Below are 14,981 nucleotides of genomic sequence, written 5' to 3' on the forward strand. Positions count from 1 at the left end.
AAAATGTGACAATCTAGTTTAGGGTTGCTATATAAACAAAAACTTTTACAAAAATTCATTAATTCATTCAAAACTGCTATAGAATAAATTAATAAATTACAGCTAAATACTAATATTAAATACTCCTATTTTTTACCAATAAATTCATCTAAATTTGGCACATTTACCCAACTACCAGTCATATTAGATTCATGGGTTAAATCCATTAATAACTGAGAATAAATACCTTCTTTTAAAGATGGAACTAAAGATTTTCCTGTCTCTATTCCTTGTATCCAATTATCAACAACTCGAACAAAAGGAGCAATTCTACCATCAGCAAAAACTTGAGGAAAATCTAATCTTTCAGGAATATTTATTTCTACTAAATTATCCCCATTTTGAGAACCCCAAACTTTAAATCCATGCACATAATCTTTTTGATTATTACTACCAACAATTAAAGTACCTTTACTACCATAAACTTCTAGCCAATGACCGCGCCCTTGATAAGTGACAGAACTAATACAAATTTGACAGGGAGTACCATCTGCTAACTCTAACATAATATTACAAGTATCATCAGCATCAACTGGTTTTAATTCATCTCCCAGAGTCGGATCGGGGCGAGTTTTAATTGAGGTATTAAGTTTTCCCCAAAGTTTTTTCCCAGGACCAAATAACCAGTCAACATAATCAAAAGTATGGGAAGCGATCGCTCCTAATGCACCACCACCTTGATCTTTTTGAGAATACCAATTCCAAGGACGATTTGGGTTAGCACGACTTGATGCTAACCAATCAATTTTTATGAGGCGTTTATCTCCTACATATCCATCTGCTAAAATTTCGGCAAATAGTTGCCAAGCAGGAACAAAACGAAATTCAAAATCCATCGTTACTACACATTTATTTGTAGCAGCAAGATGATATAATTCTCTGGCTTCTTCTACTTTTAAAGTTGTTGGTTTTTCTAATAATAAATGTTTGCCTGCGGATAATACTTTTTTTGCCATTTCATAGTGTAGAAATGGGGGAGTTGAAATTGTTACGGCAGCAATTTCAGGTAGGGAAATTATTTCCTCTATGGTATTAAAAGCATGAGGAATATTGTGGTCTAATGCAATTGATTTAGCTTTTTCTAAGTTGGGATTATAAACAGCTAATACTTCAGTTTTGTGATGTACTTGTAAACCTGGTATATGTACTTTTTTACCAAATCCTGTACCGATAACTGCTACGCCAATAGTTTGATTTTTCATTGTTTTTAAGAAGTAAGAGGGAAGAAACGAAGAAGGGAAGAAGAAAGAGGAAAGTAAAGAAGGAAAAGAGAATAAATATTTACAACAAAGGGAAAAATGTATAGATATAGCAATCCTAAATGATTTATAAACTGTAGGGGTACCCCTTTAGATAAAATGTTATATCAAATCCCCTGGCTTTGGAGAATAAGATTTACCATCAGAAAAGAGCAAAAACTCCTAATTTGTAGAGGGTACGGTTCCCGAAAAATTCGAGACCAAACCCCTACGATATTAAATTCTACCGATGCTACGGGATTTGATATTACAACCTATTAAAGACTACTATATGCTATCTAAAATCAATCGCAGCATAGAAAATATTGTTTCCTGCGAAATACTGCGCCAACAAATTTCTCTTTATTACTTTTGAATTTTGACTTGCTATTTCCTAATTACAAATTATTACTTTTGAATCCATGAATTTTGACTTGATCAATATTACAAATTCAGGACTTACGCAAAGGTACTATATATAGTATGTCGGTGCGTTGTGCGTTGTGCGCTTTACATGTTGTCGCGCAGCGAAACACACCCTACCAATAGCGTTTATGCGTAAGTCCTAAAATTATTACTTTTGAATCCATGAATTTTGAATTTTGACTTGATCGATTACCCATTCGATTACTTTTTTCCCCAAATTAACATTATCAAGTAAATCAATTTCTCTAATTCCAGTAGGACTTGTAACATTAACTTCTGTGAGATAACCACCAATGACATCTATTCCTACAAAATATAAACCATCTGCTACTAATTTAGGTGCTAAATATTCGCAAATTTCATATTCTCTTTCTGTAATTTCTGTCTGAGCAACTCTACCTCCCACTGCCATATTTCCCCTAAATTCTTTACCAGTAGGAATCCGATTTACAGCTCCAATAGGTTTACCATTTAACATAATAATTCGTTTATCTCCTTCTTTTGCTGCTGGTAAATAACTCTGAACCATCACAGGTTCTTTACCTTGTTTGGTACTAATTTCTATTAGAGAATTAAAGTTTCTATCCGTAGGTTCTAAAAATAATATTCCTTCTCCAGCTTTTCCTCCCAAAGGTTTTAAAACAGCCGAATTTTGTGACTCTAAAAACTCTCTAATTACCTGTTTATTTTGACTAACAATTGTCTCTGGAATTGCTTTAGTAAATTGCAAAGCATACATTTTTTCATTAGCAGCGCGTAACCCTTGAGGAGAATTTATAACTAAAGTTTTTTCTGGATTAATATAGTCTAAAAGATAAGTAGCATAGAGATATGGAGTGGTTACGGGTGGATCTTTCCGCATAAATACAGCATCCATTGACTCCAGTGGTTCCAGAATTGGTTTTCCCTGATCGTACCAAGGATTACTTACTACCCAATGATTTTCTACCCTTTCAATGGGAATTAAATGTACCCGCTGAAGTGTTGCCCAAGTTTTACTATCAATAATAGTTAGCTGGTTAATTTCCGTTATCCAAACTTCGTGACCAAATTCTTGAGCAGCTTCCATTAAGGCAACGGTACTATCGTGAACTGGGTTTAGTTGGTCTATAGGATCTATGATGAATGCAAATTTCATCTTTTTTTATTGATTAATTTAATATATGTCAGGACTTACGCATGAACGCTATTAGTAGGGTGCGTTAACGTCAGTGTCACGCACCGATACGCTATATATAGTCCCTTTGCGTAAGTCCTAATATGTTTACTCATTAGGTTTTTCTTATAGCGTCTAGCGCTAGGGAAAAGGGAACCAGGAACAGGAAACAGGGAACAGTAGAATATCAAATGGTTTTAGCATTTAGAAATGTCTTAACCTTTACTTCGACTGCTATACAAAAATTGAAACTACACCCCTAGAAGTTGGTTGAGTTTCCCTTGAGCTTCTAGTTCATATAAATCATCACAACCACCCATATGTTGGTCATTAATAAAAATTTGGGGTAAAGAACGACGACCATTTGCTCTCTTGGCCATTTTTGCCCGTTCTATTTCATCACCATCTATTGTGTATTCCTGATAGGTTACTTGCTTTTCCTTTAAAAGCGCTTTAGCACGAAGGCAAAATGGACAGCTTGACCAAGTGTAAATTTCTACATTAGCAGACATAATTAATTACCCATAAACAATATTTCTTAAATGATTGTAATATTAATCGGCTCTTTAAGAATAATTTTAGATTTTATAGCGCTACTTGAATCGGGAACAGGGAACACAGAAGGTGGGAACAGCGGTTGTAGGAAGAATAATTGTTCTTTAATATTTCTTAGGACTTACAAAGAGCTAATCAATATACTAAATTATATGAAATATTAAAGAGGGAGTAGGAAAGTTCTATAAACTTTCCGTTCTCATAAATTTATTACCAAACTACTTGCAACCTTTCTGCTACTACTCTTCTGTAGACTCCATCGGTTTCTCTTGCTATCCGACTCCAAGAAAATTTCTCCTCTAATTCTTGATAAGCATTTTTCACTAAATTTTGGGCAAAACATTGGTCTGTCAAAACTTTTATAATTCCAGATGCCAAGGAATTAGGATTACCAACTTTAGTCACAATACCTGTTCTACCATTTTCAACTACTTCTGGCAAACCTCCTGTATCCGAAACTACTACTGGTACTCGTGCGGCAAAACTTTCTAGAGCAACAATACCAAAGGGTTCATAAAGACTCGGAAATACTGCACAGTCTGCGATCGCTTGGAATTTATCTAAATTTTCGTCAGACATAAACCCTGTGAAATGGAATTTTTCGGCAATTCCTAAATTCCGGATTTCTTCTTTCCAATAGTCAGTTTTGCCACCTCCAATTATAATAAATTTTATCTTTCCTCCCATTTTTTTGATCACTGTTGGTCCTGCATGAACTAACACTGATAAGCCTTTTTCTGGAGTCATTCTGCCTAAATAGTAAACAATTTTTTCTTCATCTGTTGCAAAATAACGACGGAAATTTACAGCATCAAATTCATCCCGACTTGGTTTTTTTTCAGCGTAAATTCCATTATAAATTACATCTATTTTGTCTAAAGGAATATCTAAAGTTCTGGTTACATGTCCTCGCATATAGTTAGAACAAACTATTACTCTCCAAGCATTATAAACTAGCTCTTTTTCCTTTTCGTGAACATATTGTTGAGTATGATTATGAATACCATTATGGCGACCATTTTCTGTGGCATGAACTGTGGCTATTAGTGGTAGTTTAAAGATGTGTTTAAGAGCGATCGCTGCATCTGCAACTAGCCAATCATGGGCATGAATTATATCAAAATCTTTCTCTTCTGTAATAAGTTTTCCTCCATAACTACCCATCGCTTCGTTCATATTTGCTACCCAGTGAAAGAAATTTTGACTTGGTGCAACTGACACTCTATAGACCTTTATTCCATTTACAATTTCATAACTTGCTGCTTCACCAGATTTAATTGTAATTAAATGAACTTCATTTCCTAATTTCACTAATTCTGGGTATAATTCTGCTACATGACGTGCTATTCCTCCGATAATTCTTGGTGGAAACTCCCAACTTAATACTAAAATCTTCATAACTACTAATCCCTAAATTTTCACTATCTTTACAATTCTTGATTTTTAGTAATTTTACTCTAAATATTTTGGTAAATATTTAATAATTTTCCTGATAAATATTACAGACATTCTAACCTAAATATTCAAGAATAGTTAGATAAATCCCGGAATTAGCATACCAAAAAAAGGGAGTAGGAAGTACGGAGTAGGAAGTATGGAGTAGGGAGTAGGGAGTAGGGAGTAGGGAGTAGGGACGTTGCATACAACGTCCCTACAGAGTAAACACAAGCCAAGGATTTTAATCCTTTAAAGATGACTAAATTGCACACTCCTTCCTTCTTCCTTCTCCCTTCTTCCTTTTTCCTTCTTTCTTCTTCCTTCTTTCTTTTTCTTTCTTCCTTTTATTCAGAATCTTTTACCCACTCAACAATTCCATCTGCTAATACTTTTGCTAATTTCTTTTGTTCTTGAGAATTAACAATCCATTCAAACTCATCAGGATTAATCATAAATCCTAATTCCAATAATACAGAAGGAGCGATCTCCGGACGAGTTAAAGCTAAATTATTCCAAAATACTCCATAGGAAGGTCTGTCTAATTTTTCCACTAAATAATTATGCAAAAAAACTGCCAAACTATGAGCTTGAGGATGATACCAAAAAGTACCAACTCCCTGAGTTTTTAGCGCATCACCATAATCAGGTAAAGCATTATAATGAACTGAAATAGCTAAATCTGGTACTTCTTTATTAATCATTTCTACACGGTCTTTGGGATATAAATCCTCCTCTGCTTTCCTTGTCATCAACACTGAAGCTCCCAAATTAATTAACTCTTTTTCTAACAATTTCGAGACAATTAATGTGACATTTTTTTCTGGATAACCATTGGGACCTCTTGCTCCTAAATCATTCTCACTTCCATGTCCTGGATCGATTAAAATTTTCATTCCAGTTAGAGGTTTATTTGAAGAATTAATTCCATTTTTTACTGCTGGAGGATGTCGCAAAGTTAATACTAAAGTTGTACCAATATACTCTAATTTATAACCCCATTGTTGTGCTTTTTTTAAATTAAATTTATATCTAACTCCTTGATTATTTTCCACTGTTGAAGTTAAAATTGGTTCCCAATCTAACCGCTCAATTAAAGGGTCATCATCTAAACGAATAGTATCAGTTTGAGCCGTAGTATTATGGAGAATTAAACTGAAATAGCGATCGCCTTGTTCAACTGTTACTGGTACCGGAACTTGTAAAGGAAATCTAATTTCGGTTGCACCTTCAACTTGACGAGCGATCGCACTTCTAATTACGGAACGGGGTGGTGCAGCATCTGTAAATATTCTAGTTTCATCAGCTTTGATCCAACCTCCGTAGTCAAGTCGTAAATAATCTCCCTCTTTCCCTGTAATCATAGCTTTAGTACCTTTTGGTAAAGGAGTCAACCGGGAATAAGTGGTACTTGGTCCGGTCCTGGCAACTCCCGCTTCTGCTGTCACCTCTGCCACCTCAAATGTAGTGGGAGAAAGAATAGTTACTTTTCCCGGTGCTTTTTGAGTCACCGTTTCTCCTCCTACGGTTAGTTTAAACTCAGGTTGACCTAAATCTCCTGTTTTTTCTGCTTGCGCACAACCTTGATAATATTCTCCCGTAGAAGGAACAGGTTGATTATCTCCAGTTAATACTGCCAAATTTCCTGGTAAATTTACTACTTGAGATTGGGAAAGTAAAGGAATAGTTTGAGCAGCTAATAATACAGAAATATTAGCATTTGCAGGAGCGATCGCTGCAAAACAAATTAACTCTCCTGGCATTCTGGCAATATCTTTTGCCGGAGTCAAAGAGTCTTTACCAAAAGTTATTCCTACTGGTAAAGGTGGTTGATTTGAATTGCGTGTTATTTTTAAAATAATCTCTTCATTTTGCTGACGAATAGTAAATATATTTTCTCCCATTTGTAATGGAAAAGTAGGAGCAAAATGACCTGATTTACTCCGCTGATTAATTGCTTTTCCATTAACAGTAACTTCAGTTTTTGGAGAAGCAGTACCTATTAAGAAAATTCGGTCGGAAGTAGTTTGATGATTAGGTGGTGGATAAGCAATAAATAGAGATTTTTGGTGAGAATCTGATTCTTGTTGAAGTTGATTATTATCTGCAAGCTCGTGTGACATAGCATTAGGATAAATGGTACTTATACTTCCTAAAAATATCATTAATCCTAAAGTTGATGACCTGATAATTTTGCTCAATATTTTAGGATTTTTTGTTTGTTTAGTAGTCATTGGCAGTAGATTAAAATTTGCCATTTTATTTCTGGGTTTATCTTGTTTTATTGTAAGCATTCTGCATCATCACCATTTAGCTATTCAGCTATTTATTTGAGTTTTAAATAAAATAAAAGCTTTATTAGTTAAGCCAAATAGAATCTTACTATCAAATTAGACTTTAAAGGTTATACAATTTAAAGGTTTAGATAGAGTTTGCTATTTCTGCGGAATGCTACAGAAATAGCTGAAGGTTAATAGCTGAATTATTACCTTGTACTTGATAAATTTTTCAGTAGTTTTCTAGATTGACAGTAGCATTAAAGTGTCTGTCTGCTTCAAATATTGATTATTAATCAATACAGTTCAGTTCATTTCAGGATTTTTTAGGCATTTTTATAGTCGAAAAAACCTATCTAATGGTTCCATATATTATAAGTTTTCGTCTGAACTGAATCGTCTTGAATTATCAATTATCAATTATTTTTCGTGACATTTGCCCTTTCATTGCTGCTAACTGAGTTTCAATATCATCATCACCTTTTTCCAGAGAGACAAACTTTTTTTCTAAACTATCACCTCCAAACTCAGTCATCATCTCAGACTTAGCCTCAAGCTGCATTATTTTCTCTTCCATTTGCTCAAAAACACTAAGAGTATTACCAGCATTCACCGAATTTAACATTTCATTTAGCTTTTCCGAAGCTTGAGCAGAACGCGCTCTAGCAATATAAAGATTCTTTTTTAATTTCGCTTCACTAATTTTCTGCTCCAACTGCCTCATATTTTGCTTCAGTTTTTCCACCAACTGTTTTTGCTGTTCCACTTGAACCTTCATCACAGTAGCGGTTTCTTGATATGACTTCCGTCTAGTTAAAGCTTCCCGCGCCAAATTTTCCTGGCTTTTTTGTAAAGCTAACTGCGCTCGTCTATACCATTCATCAGCAGTAGATTTAGCTTGATAATATTGTCTTTCTGTACGTTTTTGAGTAGCGATCGCTTGTGCCACCGCTTGACGTAGTTTCACCAAGTCATCCTGCATATCTTTTACAGTCTGCTCTAGAATCTTCTCTGGATCTTCAGCACCAGAAACCAGACTATTTATATTAGCACGAATTGTGCGCCAAAGGCGGTCAAAAATTCCCATCAAGGATCTCCAATATTATTTCTTATAAAAAAGACATTGCATTTATGCACTGTGGAACAGACATCCTGCTAGTTTGCTGTTCCTTATGTTTTCGGATGGGCTGCCCATCCCACTTAGATCATCTCTTTATTCAGCAACACCATAAAAAACGTAAGCATTTCCTGCTGAATGCTGACTCCTACTAGACATCTCCAATAATCAAAAATCAAATCAATTATCCCACAAAAATAATCAATTATTTCTCCCTACTCCCTACTCCCTACTCCCTACTCCCTACTCCCTATTTTTACTACTCAGGTTTCAAGTTGTAATATTTAGCATTCAATCCTGCTTTGCGTAATTCTTCCAGAAACATCTTTGCTCTTTCTGATTCCGCAAAAGCTCCCATCTGTATCTTCATACCATTAGTCGTTTGACGCAGATAAGCATCTGAAATTATTGCCTGTGCTTTCAACAAAGATTCTTGATTTGCATAATCTACAACAACATAATACCAACCATCATCAGATTTAACAGGATTAGTTATTGGAGAACTATTAGAATTTTTTGGTGAAGGTTTAAGACTTGGAGATGGAGTTGGAGAAGATATTGTCACCTTAGTAGATGGGTTATACTGAGGCAATAAAGTGCTACCAAGGTTATCCAGTTTTGTACTTCCTTGACTAGGTTGTGAAAGAGTATTAACACCTCCTGATATTGGTGGTGGTATCATAGGTTTAGCTTTTACTGTAGGAGAGTAAACCTGGTTAGGTTGAGGATTAACATTACTGAGAGTATTCAAATCTAAATCTACAAATTCCTGAGATGTCAAGTCAGGAGATTTTGGTAAAGCTTTCCCTTTATTGTTGTCAGTAGTAGTCTCATCTGTATTTTTTTGAGCAGAACTACCTTTGAAAAGACGGTCTAAACTAAAATTGCTTAGACTTAAAGGATTTATTAAAACATAACCCAAAGCGGTACAAGAGATTAAGAATACAAACATTGCAGCTATTCCCAGGGGAGTAAATAAACTTGCTAAGTAAGAAGATTCTCCCTTATGACTTGGCTTTAATTTATCTAAACTTTCTAGGAGTTTCTCTGAAGATTCCAGATAGTTGTCTGGTGCCGTAGATTTATTTTTATCTAATAAAGATATCTGTTTGTGACTACCCGCGTCTATATTACCTTTTTTGGCCATGCTAATTTCTGTAGGAGTGGGAGGCTCAATGGCTACTGGTTTAGCTTTCGGAGCAGAGGTATGAGATGTTTCCAAGTTTTTCAGTGATGATTCTATCTCAGATGTAGAAGATGAGGGTACTGTTTGCTCTTCCACTGGTAATAGAGACATTAATTCGGGTGTTTTATAAATTTGTTTACTAATATTTCTCTGAGAAATTGGGGACTTTTCTGTTTGGTTGCGGTACTTGCGATATCTTGTTAGTTCCGCTTCTAGTCCTACATCCAAACTTTCCATTACACCTTGTAAAGTTTGATTCAATTCCTGAGTAGAATTTTTAGTAGATTTTACTATTGAATTTTGACTCATTTAATAACTCCTGTTAATCGCTCATTGAGGCTCCCTTAGATATAGATAAAGGGATTGTTAAAATTTGCTCCCATTAAACCAATGATTATAGCAGGAGTTTCTCAAATAAGAAGAACTAAATCTCATTTTTTCAAGGCTTATGTAGCAGAACCCAGAAACCTGGTTTCTTTGCACAAGTCCTATTTGAAGAGCGACAAACCACTTTTTCATCAAATTTGTTATTATTATAGAATAGCTTTAAATACTTACTTGTAGAGGAGCGTCCAAAGGATGTTAATAAATTATGGGTTTCCAGTCTCTTAATCATATTTTAAGCTCTCTCAAAATTATAGAGCGATCGCCAGCACAACAAGACTTTCAAAAGCTCAGGGAATATTGGGAAGAAGTTTTAGGGGCAATGGCTAGCCAAACTCAACCTTTATACATTGAGCGAGGTGTTTTATATGTAGCAACATCCAGTGCTGCCTTATCTCAAGAACTTAGTTTTCGGGTACCGCAACTTTTACCAAAGCTAAACCACTTTTTGTCCATACCCCTAGATAATATCCGATTCTCGGCAGCTCAATGGCATACCCATTTTCCTCTTAGTCAAGATAACCAAACTGAAAAAAATGATTGGCAACAGCATCCCAGTATGATTCCTCAGTTAACAAAAACATCCCTAGTAGACACCACTCCCACAAATCAAAACCCTCAGACCACTTTTCCAAATTGGGCGAAAGCTATACAAAAACGTTCTCAGGGATTACCTCTTTGTCCTCAATGTCAATCTCCTACTCCCCCTGGAGAAATCCAACGTTGGTCTGTTTGTGCAATTTGCGCTACTAAATTAATGGATAATTGATAATGAATAATTAATTATATGGAATCCCGATAATTATTTGATGAAAAACTTTGCGCTTTCTCACCTGGTTCTTTTCCTTCTACCCTCTGCCCTCCTTTTGATTAATAAGGGTCGATAATTTTTCCATAATTTTCTCTACCCAAATGTAATTAAAAGTACAAAATAATTAATTTATCTTAATAAGGGATTGAAAATTTTTGATAACTTATTTTGTATGTATTTATACATATTTAGTAGCTATGAATATTACCTAAGAATTAGTTTTATTTAACTAACCAATTAAGATTTCAAACCTCCCCATTTGAAGGGGATAAAAAAGAAATTTTAGATTTTTTGGTCTCATAAACTTAGTAGTAAACACTGATAACTGATAATTGAAATGACTTATATTTTAGCTTGATCCCCTCTTATTTTAGCAGAATAATGTATTTATTCATACAATTTTTCTGGCCAACCATGATCAAAATATTTCCATTTATAACAAAATTATAAAAATAATATAAAGTTCAGTTAACTAAAAGAGTTATTTAAAATCTATATGTCATAATAGTTTTAGTTGATTAAAAGAGTAACTTCCTATAGATAAAAAATAGTATAAAGTCAACTATATAGATAGTAAAAATCAATTTAGGAAAATTTTTTATGAAAACCAATCTAGCTTGTCGCCATTGCCAATACTATTCACCAGAGGGAAGGCGCGGAGGTATGTGTCAAAAATTAATGGCACCAGTTGAAAGTAATTGGAAAGCCTGTTCATTAGTTTTACCTCCTTTTGCACCATCCTGGGAAAATCAAAGTAATATAGCTATCTGGCATCAGAAAATAGATAAAACATTGGAAGTAGTTTTTCCCCTACAACCTACCGCTAATAATATCCATCAATTAACATAGTAGAGGTTAGTTCTTATTAAGTAAGAATCAGCTAAAGTTTCAGTAAATCTAGTCTGATTTTCATTTTGATCTAAACGTTAGCAGAAGACCCGAACCATAGTATAGCTTGGTCTCTACCTTAACCATCAGACTTTCTATAAGCAAACCCTAATTAATATACCCAAGTCATTGGGACGGTCTCTCCGTGAAAGGAAGCAATCTTGGGGGTGTGCGGAAATTGCTTCCTGTCGTCAATAGGGAAGATTATTTAACCGGATTTTAGATCGCGCACTTAAGGGAAACTATCGGTTAATTTAGGGTAGCCAAGGATATTTGCTAAAATCGGGAGGTCGTTTTTCTAAGAACGCCTTTTTACCTTCAGCACCTTCCTCTGTCATATAATAAAGAAGAGTAGCATTACCCGCTAATTCTTGTAGTCCAGCTTGTCCATCACAGTCAGCATTAAAAGCTGCTTTAAGACAACGAATAGCGATAGGGCTTTTTGCCAAAATTTCTAACGCCCATTTAATGCCTTCTATTTCTAACTCTTCTACTGGGACAACACAATTAACTAAACCCATTTCTAGAGCTTCTTGAGCTGTGTATTGCCGACAGAGAAACCAAATTTCTCGTGCTTTTTTCTGACCAACTATTCTGGCTAAATAACTAGCTCCAAAACCACCATCAAAACTACCTACCTTGGGACCAGTTTGACCAAAAATTGCATTATCGGCAGCAATAGTTAGGTCACAAATAATATGCAAAACATGACCTCCACCAATAGCATATCCAGCTACTAAAGCAATAACAACTTTAGGCATAGAACGAATTAACCGTTGCAAGTCCAATACATTTAACCGTGGTACACCGGCTTGATCAACATAACCTGCTTTACCCCGCACACTTTGGTCTCCACCAGCACAGAAAGCATATTTACCATCTGTATGAGGCCCTGCACCTGTGAACAAAACTACCCCTATATTTTGGTCTTCACGAGCGTCAACAAAAGCATCATAAAGTTCAAACACTGTTTGAGGACGAAAAGCATTGCGTTTGTGAGGACGATTGATTGTTATTTTGGCAATGCCGTCAGTTTTGTGGTAAAGAATATCGCTATAGTCTTTAACAATTTGCCATTTTATTGGCAAAGATTGATTCGTCATTTCAGTTATCAGTTATTAGTTATCAGTAAATATTACAGCGCTTCCTGTTCTTAAAAGATACAATTAATAATTAATAATTAATAATTTTGGTAACACAACCTTCCAGGTTGTTACAGCAAAAGAAGGCTGTGTTACACCTTGTAGAGATTAATTTTCAAATGTACCTCACAGGCAACGGAAAGCGCTATAATTATGATTAATAATTCTGATTATCTAGTCCATAAAAAATGGATGAGTCGGGTATTAGAATTGGCCAAAATTGCTGGTTATGCTGGAGAAGTCCCAGTAGGTGCTGTAATAGTTAACTCAGATGGTCAGTTAATTACAGAGGCTCAAAATCGACGAGAGCGAGATTTTGACCCTACTGCTCATGCGGAAATATTGGCTTTGCGACAAGCAGGACTAATTTTGCAGAATTGGCACTTAAATGAATATACTCTTTACGTTAACTTGGAGCCTTGCCCAATGTGTAGTGGAGCAATATTGCAGGCCAGAATAGGTTTATTGGTTTATGGAGCGGACGATCCGAAAACTGGCACAATTAGAACTGTGGCTAATTTTCCAGATAGTGTTTTTTCTAATCATCGTTTGTCTGTATTGGGAGGAATCATGGAAACTGCTTGTCGTCAACAATTACAGTCTTGGTTTACTCAACGAAGGAAGAAGTAATAAGGAACAAGTTTTAAGCATTGAAAAAAAGGGAAAATATTATAGATATAAGTATTTGATAAACTGATAGCTGACTGCTACTAAAGACAATTAAATAAGTGTCATTAAAGAAGGAATTAAAGAAGCTACAAAATTTATCTTGAAGTTAAGAAAGAAATTAACTTAGACATTGAGGTAAAAAATTATGATGCTTCTTAAATATATTCGTTCATTTTTCAAAAGAGCAAATTTTCCAAATTGTACAACTTCAAATATTTGTTCTTGGTTAGTTTCTTTATCTTATTTTCTAGGTAGTTATATAATAATGCCATTTTATTTTCGCAACATAAATATTATTGGCAAAGAAAATATTCCGAAAACAGGAGCGGTAATTTTGGCTCCTACTCATCGTTCTCGTTGGGATGCATTAATCATCGCTCATGCTACGGGTAGGTTGGTGACAGGTAGAGACTTAAGATTTATGGTTAGTATGGATGAAGTTAAAGGTTTACAAGGTTGGTTCATTAGACATTTGGGTGGGTTTCCTATTAATCCTAAAAATCCAGCAGTTTCTTGTTTTCGTCATGGAGTAGAATTAATGTTAAATAGAGAAATGTTGGTAATATTCCCTGAAGGTAGAATTTATCGCGATCGCCAAGTTCATTCTTTGAAAACAGGACTAGCGAGAATAGCATTACAAGCTGAATCTCATCAGCCAAATCTTGATGTTAAAATAGTGCCTATATGTTTGAATTATGACCCAGTTATGGTTAGTCGTGGTTGTAATGTTACAGTTAAAATTGGTAATCCTTTATCTGTGAAAGATGATGTTAATGATTTGGGAAAAAAGCGGGCACAAAAATTAACTACGGATTTAGAGATGGCACTTAAAAGTCTCAATTTTCAGTCAGGAAAATTAAAGCAGTTTCCCAGCATAACTTATCAAGGATTAAAATCCTTGGCTAATAGCTTAAGTCATTTTTAGATGATTACAAATGTCACGCCCTGTCTTTTTGTATTGTGGTAAATTACAGGAAATTCTAAGTATATAAAGTACAAATATTAATAATCAAATCTTTTCAGTGGGAGCCGGAAAGCTCCCGTGGATGTAACTCACTAAAGTTTAATCTGCTGTAATCTGATATAATTATCTATTATTAATTATGAATTATTATATGCAGTCAACATCAAAAGATTTTATCCCTAATTTTCAACCAAGTCAAATTGTCTGTTTGGAATATGAAAATACCTGTTTATATGCAGCAGTAATTCAGATATTGACACAACGAAAAATGTGTTGGGTTCGTCCCTTACTCCTAAAAATATTTATTTCAGAAAATAAGTCTGAAAATTATCAAGATAATTCTGATAAATCGACTTTATGGGATTTACGAGAAGGTGCAGATTTAGTATGGCCGATTTGTCTATTTAGAGAAGCGATTGATACAGAGTTTATTCCACTTTTAACTGAATTAGAATTGTTAGATAGTCAAGAGAAAGATTTGCAAGTTTCACATCAAAAATTAAGACATTTTATTAGAAATGTTTGGCAAGCTTATTCTGATATTTTTCCTGTAGTTGAAAATTAATATGGTGTTCTTTAATTATATTACTAATATTTGATTTTGGGGGTGGGCAGACCAAACTCCTACAATTTTTTTTCATAATAAAGAAAATTCATATGGTGTTCCTTAATTATATTACTAATATTTGATTTTGG

The 14,981-nt window shown here is 34.7% G+C and carries 13 protein-coding genes; 5 read left to right on the forward strand and 8 right to left on the reverse strand.

What is annotated here, in order from left to right; translation table 11 throughout:
* Nucleotides 1-125: 125 nt before the first annotated feature.
* The 7 genes from VKJ25_RS23505 to VKJ25_RS23535 form a co-directional block, all read right to left on the reverse strand.
* Nucleotides 126-1,241: a Gfo/Idh/MocA family protein gene (locus VKJ25_RS23505; RefSeq protein WP_324239078.1), complete on the reverse strand. Its 1,116-nt coding sequence runs from the start codon at nt 1,239-1,241 to the stop codon at nt 126-128.
* A 610-nt stretch (nt 1,242-1,851) separates the two neighbouring features.
* A complete protein-coding gene (gshB, locus tag VKJ25_RS23510) occupies nt 1,852-2,841 on the reverse strand; it encodes a glutathione synthase (protein ID WP_324239079.1) in 990 nt (329 codons plus the stop codon).
* A gap of 269 nt (nt 2,842-3,110) precedes the next feature.
* A complete protein-coding gene (gene grxC, locus VKJ25_RS23515) occupies nt 3,111-3,371 on the reverse strand; it encodes a glutaredoxin 3 (protein ID WP_324239080.1) in 261 nt (86 codons plus the stop codon).
* Between the two features lie 253 nt (nt 3,372-3,624).
* Nucleotides 3,625-4,812 (reverse strand): glycosyltransferase family 4 protein, encoded by a 1,188-nt coding sequence (locus tag VKJ25_RS23520; protein WP_324239081.1) that lies wholly within the window; start codon nt 4,810-4,812, stop codon nt 3,625-3,627.
* A gap of 383 nt (nt 4,813-5,195) precedes the next feature.
* Nucleotides 5,196-6,971, reverse strand: a complete 1,776-nt coding sequence (locus VKJ25_RS23525) for an N-acetylmuramoyl-L-alanine amidase (RefSeq protein WP_324239091.1) — start codon at nt 6,969-6,971, stop codon at nt 5,196-5,198.
* A gap of 562 nt (nt 6,972-7,533) precedes the next feature.
* On the reverse strand, nt 7,534-8,211 hold the full coding sequence (locus tag VKJ25_RS23530; protein ID WP_324239082.1) for a PspA/IM30 family protein: 678 nt from the start codon (nt 8,209-8,211) through the stop codon (nt 7,534-7,536).
* A 289-nt stretch (nt 8,212-8,500) separates the two neighbouring features.
* Nucleotides 8,501-9,736, reverse strand: coding sequence for a hypothetical protein (locus tag VKJ25_RS23535; protein ID WP_324239083.1), 1,236 nt, complete (start codon nt 9,734-9,736; stop codon nt 8,501-8,503).
* Nucleotides 9,737-10,019: 283 nt separating this feature from the next.
* Between VKJ25_RS23535 and VKJ25_RS23540 the strand changes: the two genes are divergently transcribed.
* Entirely contained in the window at nt 10,020-10,580 is a 561-nt protein-coding gene (locus VKJ25_RS23540) for a DciA family protein (protein ID WP_324239084.1), read from the forward strand.
* A gap of 642 nt (nt 10,581-11,222) precedes the next feature.
* Entirely contained in the window at nt 11,223-11,471 is a 249-nt protein-coding gene (locus VKJ25_RS23545; protein WP_324239085.1) for a hypothetical protein, read from the forward strand.
* Nucleotides 11,472-11,764: 293 nt separating this feature from the next.
* Here the strand turns inward: VKJ25_RS23545 and menB are convergent, their stop codons facing one another.
* Nucleotides 11,765-12,598 carry a 1,4-dihydroxy-2-naphthoyl-CoA synthase gene (menB, locus tag VKJ25_RS23550; protein ID WP_375340369.1) on the reverse strand — a complete coding sequence of 278 codons (834 nt, stop codon included), beginning with the start codon at nt 12,596-12,598 and terminating at the stop codon, nt 11,765-11,767.
* 207 nt (nt 12,599-12,805) lie between these two features.
* On the opposite strand from menB, the gene tadA reads away from it, so the two are divergent.
* The 3 genes from tadA to VKJ25_RS23565 all read left to right on the forward strand — a co-directional run bounded on the left by tadA (nt 12,806) and on the right by VKJ25_RS23565 (nt 14,850).
* Nucleotides 12,806-13,282 (forward strand): tRNA adenosine(34) deaminase TadA, encoded by a 477-nt coding sequence (gene tadA, locus VKJ25_RS23555; protein WP_324239087.1) that lies wholly within the window; start codon nt 12,806-12,808, stop codon nt 13,280-13,282.
* A gap of 184 nt (nt 13,283-13,466) precedes the next feature.
* A complete protein-coding gene (locus tag VKJ25_RS23560) occupies nt 13,467-14,246 on the forward strand; it encodes a lysophospholipid acyltransferase family protein (protein WP_324239088.1) in 780 nt (259 codons plus the stop codon).
* A 178-nt stretch (nt 14,247-14,424) separates the two neighbouring features.
* A complete protein-coding gene (locus tag VKJ25_RS23565) occupies nt 14,425-14,850 on the forward strand; it encodes a hypothetical protein (RefSeq protein ID WP_324239089.1) in 426 nt (141 codons plus the stop codon).
* Nucleotides 14,851-14,981: the final 131 nt, after the last annotated feature.

Origin of the sequence: Okeania sp. (assembly GCF_035285525.1) — a bacterium.
Taxonomy (GTDB): Bacteria; Cyanobacteriota; Cyanobacteriia; order Cyanobacteriales; family Microcoleaceae; genus Trichodesmium.